Origin of the sequence: Streptomyces yangpuensis (genome assembly GCF_024666385.1) — a bacterium.
Taxonomy (GTDB): domain Bacteria; phylum Actinomycetota; class Actinomycetes; order Streptomycetales; family Streptomycetaceae; genus Streptomyces; species Streptomyces yangpuensis.
On record NZ_CP102514.1, the window covers coordinates 6,739,223 to 6,758,036 of the forward strand.

17 protein-coding genes and 1 pseudogene are annotated in these 18,814 nt (G+C 71.4%); 7 read left to right on the forward strand and 11 right to left on the reverse strand.

Annotated elements, in window-relative coordinates:
* The first annotated feature begins 95 nt into the window (after window positions 1-95).
* Both NRK68_RS30540 and NRK68_RS30545 read left to right on the forward strand, forming a co-directional pair.
* Window positions 96-968 (forward strand): macro domain-containing protein, encoded by an 873-nt coding sequence (locus tag NRK68_RS30540; RefSeq protein WP_183064409.1) that lies wholly within the window; start codon window positions 96-98, stop codon window positions 966-968.
* Window positions 969-997: 29 nt separating this feature from the next.
* Window positions 998-2,152 carry a toll/interleukin-1 receptor domain-containing protein gene (locus tag NRK68_RS30545; RefSeq protein WP_257857352.1) on the forward strand — a complete coding sequence of 385 codons (1,155 nt, stop codon included), beginning with the start codon at window positions 998-1,000 and terminating at the stop codon, window positions 2,150-2,152.
* A 62-nt stretch (window positions 2,153-2,214) separates the two neighbouring features.
* Here the strand turns inward: NRK68_RS30545 and NRK68_RS30550 are convergent, their stop codons facing one another.
* Window positions 2,215-3,192, reverse strand: coding sequence for a 1-phosphofructokinase family hexose kinase (locus NRK68_RS30550; RefSeq protein ID WP_257857353.1), 978 nt, complete (start codon window positions 3,190-3,192; stop codon window positions 2,215-2,217).
* Window positions 3,193-3,406: 214 nt separating this feature from the next.
* Between NRK68_RS30550 and NRK68_RS30555 the strand changes: the two genes are divergently transcribed.
* On the forward strand, window positions 3,407-4,093 hold the full coding sequence (locus NRK68_RS30555) for a helix-turn-helix domain-containing protein (protein WP_183064412.1): 687 nt from the start codon (window positions 3,407-3,409) through the stop codon (window positions 4,091-4,093).
* A 106-nt stretch (window positions 4,094-4,199) separates the two neighbouring features.
* Here NRK68_RS30555 and NRK68_RS30560 read toward each other — a convergent pair whose 3' ends face one another.
* The 3 genes and pseudogenes from NRK68_RS30560 to NRK68_RS30570 all read right to left on the reverse strand — a co-directional run.
* Complete coding sequence (locus NRK68_RS30560; RefSeq protein ID WP_183064413.1) at window positions 4,200-4,664, reverse strand: Crp/Fnr family transcriptional regulator; 465 nt, start codon at window positions 4,662-4,664, stop codon at window positions 4,200-4,202.
* Window positions 4,665-4,801: 137 nt separating this feature from the next.
* Window positions 4,802-5,431: a CBS domain-containing protein gene (locus NRK68_RS30565; protein ID WP_257857354.1), complete on the reverse strand. Its 630-nt coding sequence runs from the start codon at window positions 5,429-5,431 to the stop codon at window positions 4,802-4,804.
* A gap of 152 nt (window positions 5,432-5,583) precedes the next feature.
* A pseudogene (locus NRK68_RS30570) lies at window positions 5,584-5,667 on the reverse strand (metal-sensing transcriptional repressor); the annotation flags it as partial.
* Between the two features lie 212 nt (window positions 5,668-5,879).
* Between NRK68_RS30570 and NRK68_RS30575 the strand changes: the two are divergent.
* Window positions 5,880-6,722 carry an SDR family oxidoreductase gene (locus NRK68_RS30575; protein ID WP_257857355.1) on the forward strand — a complete coding sequence of 281 codons (843 nt, stop codon included), beginning with the start codon at window positions 5,880-5,882 and terminating at the stop codon, window positions 6,720-6,722.
* A 64-nt stretch (window positions 6,723-6,786) separates the two neighbouring features.
* Window positions 6,787-8,031: a GNAT family N-acetyltransferase gene (locus NRK68_RS30580; RefSeq protein ID WP_257857961.1), complete on the forward strand. Its 1,245-nt coding sequence runs from the start codon at window positions 6,787-6,789 to the stop codon at window positions 8,029-8,031.
* Between the two features lie 195 nt (window positions 8,032-8,226).
* Here the strand turns inward: NRK68_RS30580 and NRK68_RS30585 are convergent, their stop codons facing one another.
* Window positions 8,227-9,222, reverse strand: a complete 996-nt coding sequence (locus NRK68_RS30585) for a DUF1648 domain-containing protein (RefSeq protein ID WP_257857356.1) — start codon at window positions 9,220-9,222, stop codon at window positions 8,227-8,229.
* Between the two features lie 112 nt (window positions 9,223-9,334).
* Here NRK68_RS30585 and NRK68_RS30590 point away from each other — a divergent pair, with 112 nt between their 5' ends.
* Window positions 9,335-9,514, forward strand: coding sequence for a DUF6126 family protein (locus tag NRK68_RS30590; protein ID WP_183064417.1), 180 nt, complete (start codon window positions 9,335-9,337; stop codon window positions 9,512-9,514).
* Window positions 9,515-9,652: 138 nt separating this feature from the next.
* Here the strand turns inward: NRK68_RS30590 and NRK68_RS30595 are convergent, their stop codons facing one another.
* Window positions 9,653-10,018 carry an ArsR/SmtB family transcription factor gene (locus NRK68_RS30595; protein ID WP_183064884.1) on the reverse strand — a complete coding sequence of 122 codons (366 nt, stop codon included), beginning with the start codon at window positions 10,016-10,018 and terminating at the stop codon, window positions 9,653-9,655.
* Window positions 10,019-10,452: 434 nt separating this feature from the next.
* Window positions 10,453-11,031: a hypothetical protein gene (locus tag NRK68_RS30605; protein ID WP_257857357.1), complete on the reverse strand. Its 579-nt coding sequence runs from the start codon at window positions 11,029-11,031 to the stop codon at window positions 10,453-10,455.
* A gap of 328 nt (window positions 11,032-11,359) precedes the next feature.
* Between NRK68_RS30605 and NRK68_RS30610 the strand changes: the two genes are divergently transcribed.
* Window positions 11,360-13,219, forward strand: coding sequence for a glycoside hydrolase family 15 protein (locus NRK68_RS30610; RefSeq protein WP_257857358.1), 1,860 nt, complete (start codon window positions 11,360-11,362; stop codon window positions 13,217-13,219).
* Between the two features lie 95 nt (window positions 13,220-13,314).
* Here the strand turns inward: NRK68_RS30610 and NRK68_RS30615 are convergent, their stop codons facing one another.
* The 4 genes from NRK68_RS30615 to NRK68_RS30630 form a co-directional block, all read right to left on the reverse strand.
* Window positions 13,315-13,881, reverse strand: a complete 567-nt coding sequence (locus tag NRK68_RS30615) for a DUF4291 domain-containing protein (protein ID WP_183064420.1) — start codon at window positions 13,879-13,881, stop codon at window positions 13,315-13,317.
* A gap of 87 nt (window positions 13,882-13,968) precedes the next feature.
* Window positions 13,969-15,972, reverse strand: a complete 2,004-nt coding sequence (locus NRK68_RS30620; protein WP_257857359.1) for a copper resistance CopC/CopD family protein — start codon at window positions 15,970-15,972, stop codon at window positions 13,969-13,971.
* 236 nt (window positions 15,973-16,208) lie between these two features.
* A complete protein-coding gene (locus tag NRK68_RS30625; protein ID WP_183064422.1) occupies window positions 16,209-17,003 on the reverse strand; it encodes a DUF1775 domain-containing protein in 795 nt (264 codons plus the stop codon).
* An 865-nt stretch (window positions 17,004-17,868) separates the two neighbouring features.
* The gene (locus NRK68_RS30630) at window positions 17,869-18,810 is read right to left on the reverse strand and encodes a glycoside hydrolase family 16 protein (RefSeq protein WP_257857360.1); all 942 of its coding nucleotides are present in this window, start codon (window positions 18,808-18,810) and stop codon (window positions 17,869-17,871) included.
* Between the last annotated feature and the right edge of the window lie 4 nt (window positions 18,811-18,814).

An 18,814-nucleotide genomic window follows, 5' to 3' on the forward strand; every position in this document is an offset into this window, starting at 1 on the left:
GGGACAGGTATCGGTAGGGCAAAATGCCAGCGGGCAGGGGGAGGGATGGCGAAAATGCGCGTGTTCGCGAGAGGCAAGATCCACCCGGGGGTGGGATGACCGGCAGTACCCGTTTGGCAGCGCGTCTGGTGTGGGGGAGGCGCAGCCTGCAGGTGTTCTGCTCACATGCGCTGGCAGCCTTCGGGCTGCTCGCGGGCCTGCTGCAGTTGGTCGCCGCCGTGTTCTCCCTGACCTTCTCCGCACCGGTGGCCGTCATCGTGGCGACCGCCGCCGCCAGTGTCGTCTGGGGCGCCGTGCAGGCATTCCCGCCGGCGTCCGCGGAGCGTACGTTCGACCACCCGAGGACACGGGTGCGCGTGATCGCCGGCGATCTGTTCGACCAGCCGGGGCACCTCGTCATCGGATTCACCGACACCTTCGACACGTCGGTCACGGACGACCTCGTGATCAGCCGTTCCAGCGTCCAGGGGCAGCTGCTGGAGCGCTGGTACTCGGGGGTCCAGGACGATCTCGACCATGCGCTGACCGAAGCCCTGGCACGATACGCGCCCGCATCGGTCGAGTCGCGCGAGGACAAACCCCACGGCAAACTGGACCGCTATCCCATCGGCACCGTCGCCATCATGTCGAGGGACGACCGCAAGCTCTTCGGCCTGGCCTACAGCCGGCTGACCAACGACCTGGTCGCGGAGTCCAACCCCGAAAGGGTCTGGGTGAGCCTGTGCCGCCTGTGGGAATCCGTCTACGCGCACGGACACCGCGAGCCGCTCACCATCCCGGTCATCGGCAGCGCCCTCGGCCGGATCGACACCCTGAGCCACGAGAACCTGCTGAAGATGATCCTGCTCTCCTTCGTCGCGGCCTCCCGGGACCGGCTGATCACGCGTGAACTCACCGTCATCGTGCGGCCGCAGGACCTGAAGGAGATCAACATTCTGGAGATCCGGCAGTTCCTGATGACGCTGTAGAGCCCGGAACACACCGAAGGGGAACGGTAGTGACGAAGGCGAAGGCATTCCTCAGCTGGTCCACGCGGGACCCGCGGATCGAACCACTGGCCCAACTCTTCAAGCAATGGCTCGGCTCACTGCTCAGCGGCCGCGTGGACTACTTCTTCTCCCGGGAGATCGATCCCGGAGAACACACCGTGCCGAGCATCTACCGGGCACTCAACGAGGCCGATTTCGGATTCATTTTCCTCTCCCAGCGCACCGCGCGCAGTCCCTGGGTCATCTACGAGAGCGGATGCCTGAACCCTTCCCTGCGGGCCGGCCGGGTCTTCCCGCTGCTGTTCGACCTCTCCCCGAGGGAACTGCGGGAGCTGTGTCCCCCGCTGGCCGACTTCCAGGCCGTGTCGCTGCGCGACGTTCAGGACGTGCGGAGGCTGACCGAGAAACTCGCCCGGATGGTAGGGCTCGACGACACCGGCATGCTCGCGTTCCGGGAGCAGTTCCAGAGGACGTACCCCCAGCTGGAGCGGGCGATCGCCGACACCGTGGACAGCAGGCGGCTACTGCCCGACCGGTTCACGGGAACCGTCACCTACAACGAGAACATCACCGGTTCCCGGAACTTCCAGATGCCGCAGATCTTCACTCAGTACCAGCGCGAGCTGTTTCTGGTCGGCAACAACCTCAACTTCCTGCTCAATCTGCACAACAACACCGAGATGTTCGGCGCGCTGCTGGACTCCCTCGTCCAGGATCCGTCGAAGACCGTCCGCATCCTCGTCGCCGACCTGTGGGACGAGAAGATCCTGTACACCTTCAACAAAATCATCTTCGGCACCGCCATGTCGGAGTTCGCGGGCCTGGACGACGTACTCACCAACCCGGAGTCGAGTCTGTACCTCGACCGATTCATCGCCGGCCGGGTCGACGAAGAAGTCCACCAGCGCCTGCGCAGGCAACTCACGATCAAGAAACTGGGCCTGCTGTTCGACACCTTCTGGTTCGTCGATCCGGACAGCACGACCCACTCCGGCGACCTCCTCTTCGCCCTCATGACAGCCGTCACGGGCAGGGAACGCCCGGTCTTCTACGTGAACCAGACGGAGAACCCGAGTCTGTACTCCAAACACTTCGACATGTGCCGGGCCGCCTTCGACCTGAGCTCGGAAGTCCTCTGGCCCGTCGCGGGGCCGCCCCACTGACACCGCCGGTCAGCCGGGCTCGCCCCGCCGCCGCCCGGTCGATCGGGCGGTGGTTCCGCCGCTCAGCCGCGGGTGGCGGTCCGCACCTGTGAGCGGAGGGACCGGGCCACCTCCACGTCGAAGGGCTCGGTGCTGGGGGTGAGCATCGCCGCGGCGGCCGTGGCCACGCCCAGCGCGCAGGCGCTGACGGGGTCCTCGCCGGCCGCCAGCCGCGTGGTGAGGGCGGCGACCATGCTGTCCCCGGCCCCGGCATCGCTCAGGGGCTCACCCGGCAGCGGCGGCGCGTGGAGCTCGGTGTGGCCGTGCACGGTCGAGCACAGCGCGCCCAGTGCTCCGAGGGTGGTGACGGCGATCTCGGCGGCCCCCGTGGTGAGCAGGCGCTCGTTGAGGGCCCGGGCGTCGTCGAAGCCGCTGACGGGGCGGCCGGTCAGGCTCTCGGCCTCGGTCCGGTTGCACCTGAACAGGAACACGCCCGCGGCGAGCGCGGCCGGGAGCGCCGCCCCGGAGGTGTCGAGGACCAGCCGGGATCCGGCCTCCCTGACCCGGCGGGCGACGGCCGCGTAGTAGTCGTCCGGCAGACCGGCGGGCAGGCTGCCGCTGGCGACGACGTACGAGCGGTGGCCGGCCAGCAACCGCTCCAGCAGGTCCAGGCACCGCTCGCCCTCGTGCGGGTGCAGGCGCGGGCCGGGCGGCACGATGTGGAAACTGCGGCGCGATCCCGTCTCGAAGAGCACGAGCGCTTCGCGGGTGTCGTCGGCGATGTCGACGGCGAGGTGGTCGATGCCCTCTTCGTCCAGCAGCCGGTTGAGGCGCAGGCCGACCTCGCCTCCCGCGGTGTGGACGGCGGTGGCCCGTCCCGCGAACCGTACGACGTGGCGGGCGACGTTGATCCCTCCGCCCCCGACAGCCACCGACCTGACCCGCGCACGGTTCTTGCCGATGGCTTCCAGACGGTCTACCTCCCAGCAGAGATCGATCGTGGGATTCATCGTCAGGGTGACGACCGGCGGACCGGCGGTACGCGACGGGGTGGAGGTCATGGCCGGATCCTCAGCGTGCGTGCGTGCGTGCGTGCGCGGGCGGACGGATGCCGATATCCACCATCGCACCGGACGGGACACCGGGAAGGGTCCGACCGGTCCTCGTGAGGGGCCCGGACGGCCCAAGCGCGGCGGACGGCCGCGGAGACAGGCTGGGACTGCCGCCCTCGCAGCGCAGAAGGATGTCCGTGCCCGCTCAGGAGCAGTGATCACGATGAACAGGACCCCGCCCATCCAGCCCGAGACCACCACGGGGACGTCCCGGCGCACCGACCTGGGCCGCCGCCTGGCAGCCCGCCGTGAGGCACTCGGCCTGAGCCGCGCCGAGCTGGGCCGCAGGTGCGGTGCCGACGGCAACTACATCGCCTACCTGGAGGAGCACGCGGCCTCGCCCTCCATCGGCACCCTGGTGCGGCTCGCCGATGTCCTCGGCGTCAGCGTGGACGACCTGACCGGAGCGAGCGCCGGACGGGCCCCCGGCCGTTCCACGGCCCGTCGCGGCACCACCCTGGTGCCGCTGGGCGAGTCCGAGTGCCGGGACCTGCTGGGCACCCATGGGGTGGGCCGCATCGCGGTCTTCACCTCCGAAGGACCGGTGGTCCTGCCCGTCAATTATTTGATGGCGGGAACCGACATAGCCTTCCGCACCTCCGCGGTGTCCGTCGTCGGGAGGTCCGCGGGGGCGGAAGCCGCATTCGAGATCGACCACATCGACGACGTGACCGCGAGCGGCTGGAGCGTCCTGGCCGTCGGCGCGCTGGAAGGGGTCGCCGACCCGGACGTACTCCGGCATCTGAACGCGACCGCCCGTTCCAGCCCCTGGGCCGGCGGGGTCCGCGATCAGTGGATGCGGCTCACCCCCGCCCGGGTCACCGGCCGTCGTGTGGCCCACGACTGGTGAGTGACGTGACCGGTGATGTACGTGACCGGTGACGTACGTGCTCAGTGAGTACGTGCGGTGAGACGTGCATGCGGTGTGACATGCATGCGGTGTGGTGCGGGTGGTGTCACAGGAAGCTTCCGCTGCCGTACGGCGCGTACAGGTCGAGCAGGCGGGTCCGGGTGGCCTGCAGCCGGTGCGCGAGGACCTGCCCGACCCAGTGGCCGACGGCGGAACCGAAGACGGGATCGGAATCCATCAGCATCCGGACGCTCCCGGCATCGAACTCGTACGCGCGCACAGGAGTCATCGCCTCCGCGCCCAGACGCCAGGCGTACGGCCTGAACAGCCAGGAACAGCCGACGAGTTCGCCGGGACCGAGGCTTTCGACGACCGCCGCGCGCCGACCGGGCACGTGGACGTCCAGGGTGACGGTGCCGGACCGGACGATCCAGAACCTGTCGGCGTGGCCGCCCTCGCGGAACAGGCGCGTCCCTTCGTCGAAGTTGACCTCCTGGGCCATCTCCATCAGGCGGGTGCGGCAGTCCGCGGGCAGTGCCATGGCAATGCGGGTGGGTGACGGGGTGCTCATCGACGACCTCCGATGCGAGTCCGCCCCCAGTCTCGGCGTGCCGGTACGCCCCGCGCATGGGCCCTGTGGTCCCCACCCGGGCCCGAACGGCCCTGGCTGCACGGGACCGGCCCGCGCACGTGGCGGACCCGGCCGGCTCAACCCCCCGTTTCGGGCCGTACGTCGACGACCCCCTCGACGGCCCTGATGGCACGAGCCAGGAGGGGGACCGGAGCCCGCTCGGGCACAGGGTCCCGGAGCGTGACGACGCCGTCCTGCACCGAGAAGTCGAGGGACGCCGTGCCCGGCGCGAGGTCGGTCAGTACGGCCTGCCGGATCTCCTCCGCCAGCTCCTCGTCGGGCCGGAGGAAGACCTTCAGCAGGTCGCTGCGGCTGACGACGCCCTCCAGCATGCCCAGCCGGTTCACGACCGGCAGGCGCTTCACGTGCTGGTGGGCCATGATGCGGGCGGCCTCGGCCGTGGTGGCGTCCGGGTGGATGGTGATGGCGGGAGCCGACATCAGGTCCTCGGCCAGTACGCCGCCGGCCTTGGAGGCCTCGTCCAGCTGCTCCGGGAGGCGCGGCTCCTCGCGCCGGAACTCCTCCTTGGGCAGGAGGTCGGCCTCCGAGACGACGCCCACCACGCGGCCTTCGCCTTCCAGGACCGGGACGGCGCTGACCTTCCACTCGTGCAGAAGCTCGACGATCTCCTTGTACGACGCCTCCCGGCCGATGGCGATGGCCGTGTGTGTCATGACGTCACTGACGGTGTAGCGAGATGCGGGCATGACCGGCTCCTTCGCCGTGTTCGGTCATGGATCCTGTACGCCGCCCCCGGGGGCACGACGCACAGCGGGGCCCTGACCCTGCTTCCATCGGAGCACCGGGACCGCGCGCACGGGCAGGGCCCTGTGGGTCACGGCGAAGGTCCGATCGGCCCTCGGCCGGCCTCGATCATCGCGATGACGCCGGCGAGCTGCCCCTGGGCGCGGCGCAGCCGGTTGAGGACCGAGCCGACCGCGTCGTCGTCGAGCGACGGTACGGGTACGGGTGCGGTCGGGCAGGTGGGCCGGGCGCGTGTCGGCGGTGGCGGCGTTGAAACCAGCTCGCGCGCCCGTACGTGCGCCCGCGCGCCTCCGCACGCCCCCGCGGGAGGTGATGACCGCGGGGTCTCGCGCCCCCACCATGACCGTCACCACCACGGTCCGAAAGCGGCTCAACTGTCACGGGGGAACGATGGGACGACGACGCTGGCTGGTCACCGGATGCTCCTCCGGGCTCGGGTACGCGCTGGCCACGGCCGCGGCGCGGGCCGGGCACGAGGTGGCGGTCACCGCACGCAAGACCGCCGACCTGGAGGACCTCGCCGCCGCATGGCCGGGCCGCGTCGTGCCGATCCCGCTCGAACTGCGGGACGCCGCCTCCTGCGAAGAAGCCGTGCGGCGCGCGGCCGACCGCCTGGGCGGCATCGACATCCTCGTCAACAACGCCGGTGTCGGGCTGTTCGGCGCGGTGGAGGAGGTCTCGGACGCCGAGCTGCGCGACCAGTTGGAGACCCTGGTGGTGGGCCCGTGGCGGCTCGCCCGGCTCGTCCTGCCGCTGATGCGGGCCCAGGGCCACGGCCACATCGTCAACGTCTCCTCCGTGGTCGGCCGCATGGCGTTCCCGGGTCTGGCCGCGTACGTCGCCGGCAAGCACGCCCTGGAGGGCATGAGCCAGGCCCTGGCTGTCGAGGGTGCCCCGCACGGCATCCGCGTGACGGTGGTCGAGCCCGGCATGTTCGCCACGCGCTACGGCGTGTCCATGATGCAGGCGCAGCGGCGGATCCCGGCCTACGACGTGACCAACCGCGAGATGCTCGACGGCGCGCGGGGCCTGGCGGACAACCCGGAGACCGGTCGCCCCGAGGACTTCGCCGCGCGGGTCCTGGGTGTCGTCGAGGCCGAGGGCCCCACTCCGCTGCGGGTCCCGGTCGGCGAGGACGCGTACGGCTACCTGGAGGTGGCCGACGAGGCCTGGCACGAGGAGTTCGCCGCGGCCCGGATCCTCACCCAGGAACCTGCTCCGCCGCCGGCGTGAACGGCGAGCCACGAAAAACCGGTTGGGCGGGACGGGGGAGTGCTGACACTGTCTGGCCGTGACCATGATCAAAAACGATGCGGCGGTTGTCCCCTTGGCCGACGGCCTTGTCCTGCGTCAGGCGAGGCCCGCAGATCTCGACCAGATCGGCGCACTCCTGTCTGCGCGCGGGGAGCCGGACGACGCCGTCGACCACCGGCTGGTCGTCACCGACCCCGACGCGGGCCTGTCCGCCTGCGCCGTGGTCGCCGACGGCGACCGGGTGGTGTCCACCGCGACGCTCCTCGACGAGGAGGTGTGCATCGGAGGAGTCCGCCTGCCCGCCGGCCAGGTGGAACTGGTCGCCACCGAGGCGGAGTACGAGGGACGCGGGCTCGTCAGGGCCTTGATGCACTGGGCCCACGAGCGTTCCGCGGCCCGTGGCCACGTGGTTCAGGCGATGATCGGAATCCCCTACTTCTACCGGCTGTTCGGCTACGAGTACGCCGTCGACATACCGCAGGCGCTGAACGTGAACGCCCTGCCGCCGCCCCTGCCGCAGCCCGGTGACGGAAACGCCACGCTGCGGGCCGCCCGGCCCTCCGACATCCCGGCCATGGCCGCCCTGCAGGCCTCGGCGCAGGGCGGGATCGACGTGACCATGCCGCACTCGGCGGCGTGCTGGCGCTGGCTCCTGGACCACGAGTCGAGCAACCTCGTGGTTCTCGAGCAGGCCGGCACGGTCATCGCGACCGCGCGCACCACACCTCCCGGGGAGGAGATGCTCCTGGCCGAGGCCGCGGCACGCGACGAGTCGGCGGCGCGGGAGCTGCTGAGCGCAGTCGGCGCCCTGGCAGCGGGGGAGGGGCTACAGGTCGTCCATCGGGCCGGTACCGTGACCGGCAACGCCTGGCAGGAATTCATCGACCACGAACCCAGGCGGAGCGCAGAGCAGTACTACATCCGCATCCCGGACGTCGCGGTGCTGCTCGACCGGCTGCGTCCGCTGTTCTGGCAGCGTCTGACCGCTGCCGGGATCGACCGGACCGGCCGGGACATCGTCATCTCCACCTTCGGCGCCCACCATCGGATTCCGGTTCTGGCCGACGGGCTCGGTGAGGTCGTCACCGGCGGCGCGATGCAGTCGCCGGGGGTCGCGGGAGGTGCAGGGGTGGCCCCCGATCACCTGGCCCCTCTGTTGTTCGGCCCGCACGGATTCGAGGGCCTGACCCGGATCCGCCCCGACGTCTACGCCGCGGACGAGGACCTGTTCCGGACGCTCTTCCCCCGCCTCACGGCCGACGTACTCAGCTACTACCTTCCGTACTAGCTGATCACTTCGGAATGCGGTTCGGAGTCGTCCCCAGCAGACGGTGCTGCAGGCGAGTCGGAGCAGCTGCCAAGTCGTCTGTTCCGGATCGGCCCGGAGGGCGAGGGGAGGCATCGTAAGGCGGAGAGGCTCCCGTGTACTGGACGACTCGGGTGCCTCGACGACGCGGCGAGGTACGGTGCCGGGCGGCGCGGGTCAGGCAGGATCCGAAGAGACGGCCTGACCGGGCCGTCCGGCGGAGAGGGTGTTGAGGAGTGCCGCGCCTCGTTCGGCGTCGTCGACGCTCACGGCGAACTCGGCTCCCTTGCGGGGGCGGATGACCAGGCACTCGCCGGACCGGAGCATCACGGTGGTGCCCAGACCGCTCAGCCGGTACCCCCAGCCGCCGACCTGGGCCGGAGTCCGCGACTCGGCGCGGGAGGACTCGATGTCCTGCGGCGCCCAGCTGCGCGTCGGCCGGCCGAGAGGGCCGAAGGCCACCTCCAGGCCCTTCTCCGTCACCCGTGCCTGTACGGAGGAGAAGGCCAGGGTCAGGACCGAGGCGAGCGCGAAGGGGGCGACGACCGCCCACTGCGTGCCCGTGAGCAGGCCGCCGGCGGCGGCGAGGGCGGCGGCCAGCGCCGCGACGCCGGTGACGGCCGCGACGAGGTGCAGCCAGGGGTTGGTGGTTCGGGAGAGCCACACGTCGTGCTGTCCCGCCGGTATCTCCAGGGATGCGCCCGCTGCGGCGGCGGGGTAACGGAGTTCCCCGCGGCGCCCGGTGATCCAGCCGAGCGCGCCGGCGGTCAGGGCGGCCACGAAGGTCAGGGCGATGCCCAGGCCCGCGGCGCCCGCCTCCCGCCAGTCGGCGCGGTCCAGGTTCGCGCGGACGATCGACGCCTGGGTACCCGCCATGAAGATGCCCGTGAACGCCAGTGCCGCCCCGGCCCATGAGGGGGCCGGGGCGTGCGTGCGCCGCGCCATCAGGATCGTGCAGAGCGCCGGTACGGCCCATATGAGGGCCGGGAACACGGAAGCCGCCCACACCGGCATCGAACCGTCGGGCGCCGCCCCGCCCCAGTGCGTGGCCACCCGCTCGGGCAGCCGGCCGCTCGCGGCCAGGGGCAGTGCGGTCAGCAGGGCGAAGACACCTGCCACCCCCACGGCCGCCCCCCACGCGCCGCCGCCCGGACGCTTCATACGGTCAGTCATGAAAGCCCCCTGATCATTTCCCTGAGGTCGGTCTTGCTGTTGCCCCATCGCGCCGCGTCGGCCACCAACCTCCGTGCGCCAGGCATCCGCCATCCGGTACACTTGCAGGATTATGCAATTTGCAAAGCCTGAGTCGAATCGCTCCCCGTCCGACCAGTCGGACGAGTTGAACCAGGAGAGGTGGAAGCAGAAGGGCGTCGCGCTGCGCGCCTTCTTCTACATCTTCGGCACGCACGTGTTCGCGGGCTTCGTCTGGCTGCTGTTCCACCTGGGCCAGCACGCGCAGAAGTGATCCGGCCGGCACGCCTCCCCAGTCCTCCCCCAGCTGGCGTGACCTGCAGCGGAACCCACTTCCCCGCCCATCCTCCGGCCGCCGGACAGCGGTTGTCCATCCGTGCCCGCACCCATATTTCCAGGATGCGCACACCGTCTACGGGGTGGGGCGGCTCGCGCGGAGGTCTGCCAGGAGTTCGGCCTGGCCCTCCAGGACGCCGGAAAGGATGCTGCGGGCGACGCTCAGCAGTTCGGCGATCTGCGAGTCGATGAGCGAGTAGTACACGTTGGAGCCCTCCCGGCGGGTGACCACCAGGTTGGCCCGGCGCAGGACGGCCAACTGCTGGGAGAGGCTCGCGGCCTCCACCCCGACCTCCGGCAGCATCTCGGCGACCGCGTGTTCGCGTACGGACAGGAGTTCCAGGACGCGGATGCGGACCGGGTGCCCCAGCGTCTTGAAGAACTCCGACTTCAGCTGGTACAGCGGCGTGCTCGCTTGCGTGGCCTTGCCGTGTCTGTCCATCTCGTCCACCCGGAACCGCTCCTCCGTAGGGGCTTCCGTTCGCCCCTCCTCACACCTGTGACCTCAACAATTGCAGATCCCTGCAACTCGCGGGACGCGCAGGCCGCCCCGCGGGGCGTTCGGCCCCGCCGACATGGGCCGGCCGGGTATCGTCCCGGCCCGCACCTGTCGTACGGGCCGGGAGCCCATCCGGGCAGGGTGCGCCGGTAGTGGGCGGCCTCGTCCGGGTCCGGGACGACGTCCGCCGGGCCGGGGCGCTGACCGTCCGGCCCGTCCCGGCCGTACCGAGGTCCTGGCAGGGGCTGCGACCCATCGCCATGAAGTCGGCGCGGGCCGGGAGCATGGACCGTACCCGATCGAGCGCGGAGGCCAGAAAAGCGTTCACGGTCACGAGGCCACCCTCGCGACTCGCGACGCGCCGCTCCGAAGGCCGCTCAGCGGCGTTCGGCGAGCAGCCGCTTGCGATGTCCTCTGCGGCGGAGGGCGGTGACGAGGACGATGACGGCACCGATGCCGAGTCCGAGCACCGCCAGGAGGACGGCCAGTATCAGCCGGCCCGCCAACGTGACGAGGCCCCCGGAATCCCCGACGGCGTACCGGGAGAGTGCCTGGGAGGAGCAAGTGATCCGGTAGTCGCCTGCCTGCGGCGCGTCGATGGTGTGGAGCGGCGTCCAGGTCTCGTCACGGGTCAGGAACACGTCGGCGCCCGGATCGTCGAGCCTCGGAGCGCCAGGTCCGGTGATGTCGCAGGCCGGGCCGGGTGACTCGCCCGGGTACTTGACCCAGACGGTCTTCTCGCTCCCCGGTTCCAGCCGAAGGGTGAGGGTGTCGCCGTTGGCGAACTGACGGCCGGTGTCCACCGAGCCGAGCACGTTGTTCAACTGGTGGACACCGATGGCCGCGCCGATCGCGATCAGGACGACCGCGATCGTGGCTGCTGTGGCGTACCAGTGACGGCCCGGCCGGAGTTCGTTCGCGGGTATCTGAGGTGGTGGGAAGTGCTGCACCGACACACCGTAGATCGTTCCGCCCGGCGGCGAGCAGCGGGGCGCTGCGTGGCTCGGTCATGAGGCGCTGCCGGACGGCCGGCCCGCCGACCGCGTCCGAACCCCTGGCCCGCCTGACGCGGCTCGGCGCCCGGTAACCCGGCCAGGCATGCCGGCGCGCCCTGCTCGGGCCGCCTCCCCGCCCCAGGTCCAGAGCCCGGGAGCCGCCCCCGGTGGTGTCCGCTGCGCGGGCACCACCGGGGGCGTTTTACCATGAAAAGCGACTTTTTCTCGATCCCGCGCAGCTACCCGCGTCTACTCGCGGCCAGACGGTAGGGGCGGTAGGGAGGCCGGTATGGACCTCGCGAACGGATTCGCGAACGGATCCGGGAACGGACTCAGCGGCGACGTGAACGGCTCCCGCTATCTGCCGATCTCCGAGCACGGCCTGATCGGCGATCTCCGGACCGCCGCGCTCGTGGGCACGAACGGCACGATCGACTGGTACTGCTGTCCGCGCTTCGACGCCCCGAGCGTGTTCGCGTCGATCCTCGACGCCGACCGGGGCGGATCGTGGGAGCTGGCCGCCGAGGTGCCGGCGCGGACGCGGCAGTTCTACTTCCCCGACACCAACGTGCTGATCACCCGGTTCTACGCGGCCGACGGGGTCGCCGAGATCCAGGACTTCATGCCGGTCGTGGACGAGTCGCGCGCAGCGGCCCGGCACCGGCTGATCCGGCGGGTGGTCTGCGTACGCGGCACCCTTCCGTTCCGAGCGAGGGTCGCTCCCCGTTTCGGCTACGGCACCGAAGCGCACACCGTGCACGCGCAGGCCCACGAGGCCGTTTTCACGTGCCGGTCGATCTCCCTGGCGCTGACCTCCACCGCGCCGCTCGAATCCGACGGCACGGACGTGTGGTCGCACTTCAAACTCCTCGAAGGCGAGTCCGTGGTGTTCGCCCTCGACCAGATCAGTGACGGCGTGCGCCCGCAGGCCTGTCCGCGTGCCGAGGCGCAGGAGCAGTTCGAGGCGACTGTCCGGTTCTGGTCGCGCTGGCTGAGCCGTTCCCGGTACCGCGGCCGGTGGCGGGAGATGGTGAACCGTTCCGCCCTGACGCTGAAGCTGCTCACCTACGTGCCGACCGGTGCGATCGTCGCCGCACCGACGACGAGCCTTCCCGAGCGGGTCGGCGGTGAACGCAACTGGGACTACCGGTACGTGTGGGTCCGCGACGCGGCCTTCTGCGTCTACGCCATGCTCCGGCTCGGCTTCACCTCGGAGGCCGAGGCGTTCATGGGCTTCCTGTCCGAACGGTGCATCGCCCCGGGCGCCGGCCCCGCCGGCCCGCTGCAGATCATGTACGGCATCGACGGGCGCAGTGACCTGCCCGAGGTCGAGCTGTCCCACCTGGAGGGGTACCTCGGATCCGCTCCGGTGCGGGTCGGCAACGCCGCCACCGGCCAGCTCCAACTGGACATCTACGGAGCGCTGATCGACTCCGTCTACCTGTACGACAAGTGGGGGCGGCCCATCAGCAGCGACCACTGGGACGAGGTCGGCGTCGTGGTGGACTGGCTCTGCGACAACTGGGACCAGCCCGACGAGGGCGTCTGGGAGACCAGGGGAGGCCGGAAGGACTTCGTCTACTCACGCCTGATGTGCTGGGTGGCGATCGAACGGGCCATCCGGATGGCCAACCGGCGCGGCCTGCCCGCCGATCTGCCGCGCTGGCAGCAGAGCCGGGACGCGATCTACCGGAAGATCATGCGGGAAGGCTGGTCGGCCGAGCGCGGAGCGTTCGTCCAGGGACTGGGCGACGACGTGCTCGACGCCTCTGTACTGATGATGCCGATGGCCAAGTTCATCGCGCCCACCGACCCCAAGTGGCTCTCGACCCTCGACGCGCTGACCACCGAACTGGTCTCCGACTCGCTGGTCTACCGCTACGACCCAGGGGCGAGCCCGGACGGTCTGCGCGGCTCCGAAGGCACGTTCTCGATCTGCTCCTTCTGGTACGTCGAGGCACTCACCCGCGCCGGACGCCTGGAGGAAGCCCGGCTGGCCTTCGAGAAGATGCTCACCTACGCCAATCACGTAGGCCTCTACGCGGAGGAGATCGGCCGCAGCGGGGAGCAACTCGGCAACTTCCCGCAGGCGTTCACCCACCTCTCGCTGATCAGCGCCGCCTTCAACCTCGACCGCGCCCTGGGCTGAGTCGCGCGTGCACGCGGAACCGGACGGCGCACGAACTCACCCGCCCGCCCGCCCGCCCGCCCGCCCGCCCCGCCTGCCCCACCCGGCCCGCTCTCTCACCGCGTCGGGGCGAGGTGCGCTCCCAGGCTGCCGGGGGTCGGGTAGACGCGCTCCGTGGGCAGGAGGCGCTGGGCCTGGGCGGTGCGTCCGCCGCGGACGAGCGCCGCGGCCTTGCGGACCTGCGGGGTGAGGTCCGTGATGCCGACGACCCAGTCCTCGGCGAACGTGCGGATCAGGTGCCGGCCGATGCCGACCTGGATGCTGTAGTGGTTCAGGGCCGCGCCGCGCACCGAGCGCTCGGGATCCCACTGGAGGTGCACGGCCGCCTGGGCCACCGCCCTCGGGTCCGCGGTCGTCCGTACGGACCGGGCAAGAGCCTCTTCCCAGCCCTCTCGCGTCATCCGCACGGCGAGGACACGCTCCTGCCCCGGCTTGTGCGCCCAGTTGCTGCGGTGCATCAGCCACAGGAAAGAGGGCTTGATCCACGTCATCCGCCGGAACGAGAACGGCGGGACGAAACGTCCCGCGCACAGCGCGGCATCGGCGATCGCGTCCGCATACGCCTGGTAGACCACGATGGTGCGGGCATCGTAGTCGGCGCGGATCTGGTACTGCGGCGTCATGCACCGCACCTTGTCACCCGCCCGGCCGGTGCCGCCAACGGTTTCCCGCGGGCCGGGGCGCCCGAACGGCCGGGGCAGCCGCGGCGGCTACGTGATGCTGACGGTCCCGTGCACGGTGACCTGGTCGATCTCGGTCGTGCGCACCACGATGTCGAGATTCCACTCGCCAGCCATCGGCAGCCGCAGGTCGTAGGCGGCCCAATACCCCTTCTGGTTCTTCAGCTTGGCGTCGAGGGGGCCGATGCCCGACTCCCGCTGGGTGAGCGTGAGGCGAAGCTCGGGGACGGTCGCGAGGCCGCCGTCCTCGCTGAACACCACGGCCTCCACCGTGTTCTCACCGACGCGGCCGGGAGCCAGCGTGATCTGGACCTGGCCGCGGCGATTGGCCGCCCCCATGTCGAACGGTACGGTGACCACCTTGGCCTGCGGCTCCTGCCCGACGGCGACCGAGGCGGACTCGGAGACCGCGGCGCGGCTGGGCTGGGTACCCGTGAGCAGGGTCGTGATCGCCAGGACCACCACACCGAGTACGGCTTCGGCCGCGACGGTGCGGCGCAGGCCGCGCCGGTACCGCTCGGACTCCGCTGCGGGCGAAGGCCCGGCACTGTCGCCGCCGCCATCACCACCACCGTCGCCGCCATCACCATCACCACCACGGTCGCCGTCGCCATGGCCGCCGGCACCGTCCGTCCGGCCTTCCGCGGCGGTATCGGGGCCGCCGCTCCCGCCCGTCGCCTCCCGGGAGCCGGACGCGCCGACCGACTGCGCCACGCGCACCGCTTCGGGCTCGGGCGTCCGCTGCGCCTCGTCGGCGGGTACGGGCTCCTCGAGGAGGCGGGCTGCCGCCCGGCGGGAGTACGACGCCACGTACAGCACGAGGACCACGGCGGCGCCCTTCGCGACGAGGGTCCTGCCGTACGAGGTACCGGTCAGCGCCTCCCACGAACCGACCTGCCGCCAGGACTGGTAGAGCCCGGTGCCGACCAGCACGGCGACCGCGCGGAATGCCAGCGTCGCGAAGCGGCCCACCGCGGACGCCGGGAGCGCGAGGCCGCCCGGCCCCCGGTCCCGCAGGGCGATCACCAGGGTGATCAGGCCGCCCAACCAGACGCCCATGGCCACCAGATGGAGCGCGGCCACCGGCATGGCCAGCGGCACCTGCAGCCCGGCGGAGGCGTGTTCGGCAGTGGCCCAGGTGAGGGCCAGGCCCAGGGCGAGCGCCGTCGCGGCCAGCCTGAACCGGACGCCGAAGTCCGGGGGTCGGGATCCGTCGCCCTCGCGGAAGGGCCGCACGGCCGGGTGCCGGCGCATCACGGCGGCGGCCGCGAGCAACAGGGCGAGCCGGACGAGGAACGCGGTTCCGGGCTTCCCGGTGGCGGTCCGGGCCAGCCGGGCCGGGTCGAACGCCGATGCCAGCGAGCCCGCCGCCTCGTACGGGCCGCGGAGCAGGAGCAGGGCCACGGTGGCCACCGCCAGAGCCGCCCACCCGGCGACGAGCAGCCGCCGTACCGGGCGCAGCGCGACCGCCGCCGGCCAGCACAGGAGGATGAACGCGGCCGCTCCCACGAGGAGGGCGAGGCCGCTGTAGGCGAGGTAGCGGAAGAAGCCGTAGAGGCGGCCGACCGCCGTGTCGTCCGGCGAGTCGGTGGTCACCGTGGCGGCGGTCTCGGAGGGCTTGCCGATGGAGAAGGTGAACGCGCCGGAGATCGGGTGGCCGTCTGCGGAGATGACCCGCCAGGCCACCGTGTAGGTGCCCTCGGGCAGTTCGCCGGACAGCTCCACGCGGGCCGTGTTCGCCTTGCCGTCGGCGTGCTGCGCCGGGCGGGGGTTGACGCGTTCGTTCGCCGGTGACAGTACCCTCAGTGCCTCGTCGGGGAAGCTGATGGACTCGGTGAAGGTGAGCGTGACCTGGCGGGGCGGTGTCTGCAGGACGCTGCCGTCGGCGGGATCGGAGCCGCTGAGCGCGGTGTGCGCGAGGGCGGGGGCGGCCCCGCCCAACAGCAGGGCCAGTACGGCGGCGACCAGTACCAGGACGGTCAGCGGCCTCCTGGACGGCGGTGATCCGGGTGATGCCGGTGATCCTGTGTGCATGACGGGCGGTCTCCGGGGTGGCGGTCGTGAGCGGGCGGCCATCGCCACCAGGGACTCGGCGCCGGCAGGGCGGGGACCGACGACGGGATGTGGACGATAGTGCTGCCGGACGGGGCACCGGGGCGGGTGCGCAACTTCGGCTAAAGCCGGGAAACGGGAGACCCGGTTCGGGCGTTCTCCCTGTACATTGCACCCGCCCCGCCCCGCCCCGCTGCTGAGGACAGGCGGTCAGGCGGTCAGACCTGGCCCCGGCTCTGACTGCGGCGCAGCCACCAGAAGGCGCCGAGGGCCGCCACCACCAGGACGGCCGCGACCACACCGAGGGCTGTTCCCGTGACGCTGCCCGCCTTCTCCGCGTCCGTGGTCTCCGCGTTCGGAGCTGCGGCGAGAGCGGTCGGGTCCGCCGCCGACGGCTGTTCGGACGGGATCGTGCTCGGCGTCGTCGCAGGTGTCGCCGAAGGCGTCGGCGTCGCCGAGGGGGGCGGGGCGATCGGCTTGGCCCCGGGGGCCGCCGCCTTCAGTTCGAGCACGGGCGCCGGGTTGTCGACCTTCTCGCCGCCCGTGGGAACCTCGATCCAGCGGGAGACCTTGCCGTCGCCGTACGTCTCAAGGGTCTTGAACACCAGGGACTTCTCGTCGGGCAGCTGGCGCACGATGATGCTGTACTCGGCATCGGTACCGGTGGCCAGGGCCGTGCCACCGATGCTGTACCCGTCCGGGGTGGCCGTCAGCTTCCACCCCTCGGGGGCGTCCTGCAGCGTCACGGCGTCCGGGGCGATGCCCTTCGGAAGCACGACCCGCAGCTCCGCGATTCCCGCGGAGTCCGACTCCGCCTCAGATGTGAAGGAGAGCGTGACGTTCTCGGCGAGGGCGCGCGGGTCGGAGGCGGTGACCCCGGCGTGCGCGGCGGCCGGACCGGCGCTGACGCCGAGGACCACCAGGGCGCCGAGGGCGGCCAGTCCCAGACCGCGCGGCCGCGGACGCGGGCGGGGGCGGGGAAGGGGGAGGGGAAGGCTGTGTGTTCCGGTCATGAGGAAGAGCAACCTCTCGGTACGAGGGGATCGGGGGACCGTCTCCTGCGTACGCGGCCGGAGGCCCCCGCCGCACCACCGAGTGACAGAGCGTCGTCGCGACCGCCTGCCGGGCGGCCGGCCCCCCGCACGGCGCGGGCGCGGTCCGAGGCAACGGCCCCGCCCACGGCCGGTGGAGGGCGCCGAAGCCCGCGGCGGCGGCCGCGACGGCCCGCTGGATCCACCGGCCCACCGTCGCCGGCAGCCGGCTGAGCACCTGATCCGCCCGGTGCATGAGCAGCGCCATCGCGCAGGTGGCCACGCCATGGGCCGCCGTCATCGTCCACGTACCGTGGTGTGCGGCGGCCCGTACGATCTGCCGCCCCGGGCCGTGGGCCTCGGCCTGCGCGTCGAACGCGGGATGCCGTACGGACAGGGCCCGGTGCAGCACGAGTTGGGCCGCGCCGGTCCCCGCGACCATGTGCCACCGGGGCCGGGACCGCGGCCGGGACGTTCGCGTGACGAGCCACGACAGGGCGAAGGCGGCCGCCGCTCCGCCCGGCACCCGTTGCCAGGGAACCGGTCCCTCAGCCGCCAGTTGATGGCCCGCGACGGCCAGTACCGAACTGAGCAGGGTGAACACGGCAGCCCGCAGCCACCGTCCGCCCTGCCGCCCGGGCCGCGGACACGGACGCGTCCTTGCACGGGCTCCGGCCATGTCCGGTCATCATCACCCGGCATCACCGCCGGCAGGCTCCAACTGTCAATTGTGGAGCAGCTTTCCGCAGCGGCGCCCGCTCGACCCCGCGTGGTTCCCCTTCGATGCCCGGTCGATGCCCGGTCGATCCCGTTCGACGCGCGTTCGTGCCCGTGGTGCAGGCCCGGGTCAGGCCTTGGGGATGGTGTTGATGCGGTGGGTGCCGGCGTTGTAGAAGCCGTCCACCGTCCTCTGGACGTCGGCCGGGGACACGGCCTCGTCGGCCTTGTGGTAGACCCAGTTGACCTTCATCTCCCAGGTGCGCGCGCCGCCGGCGAAGGGGAGGTCGATGAACCAGTTGCTGAAGTGGATGTCCATCTTCTCGCGCGGGACGTACTTGCCGGAGCTGGTGAATATCTCCTTGCCGTCCAGGGAGTACGTGACCTTGCCGTCCATGGCCGTGATCATCAGGGTGTGCCAGCCCCCGAGACGCTGCTTGAGGGTGTTGTTGACCCGGTCCGGCGGATCGGCCTTGTACCAGCTGACATTGTCGAGCCGCGGCCCGGTCGAGCCCCAGCCGCCGTTCGGCAGGTACTCGAAGTCGAGTTCGCTGTACTTGTCCGAGGCGTCGGAGGGCGAGATCGGGAAGAAGGTCTGCACGACGTGGTCGCCGTTGCGGCCGCTCGTGGGCTTGTCGCTGAAGTGGACCCGGGCGGCGTACGTGCCCGTGAAGAGGTTCTTGCCGGTGCCCTGGAACTCGACCTGCTGGGTGCCCTGCTTGGTGCCGTCGGTGGAGGACCGCAGCTGCAGGACCCTGCCGCCCTGGGCGGTCGCGTCGGCGGGGAAGGCGGCGCCGGCGGCGGACCAGCTGTCCTTGATCCCCGGACCGCCCCCGCCCGTACGGATCTCCCAGCCCTGGGCGGCGAGCGCGGGGTCGTCCGCGCCGTTGTACTGGAAATCGTCGAACAGGGTTCCCGGCGGTCCGGACGGCGTCGGCGAGGCACTGCCGCGCGGCGCGGCGTCATCGGCGGCGGGGCCGCCGGAACACGCCGCGAGGACGCACAGGAGGGCGGGCAGTGTGAGCGCGGTCCACGCGCGGCGACGAGAGGGGCGGCGGGGCTGGCGGCTCACACGG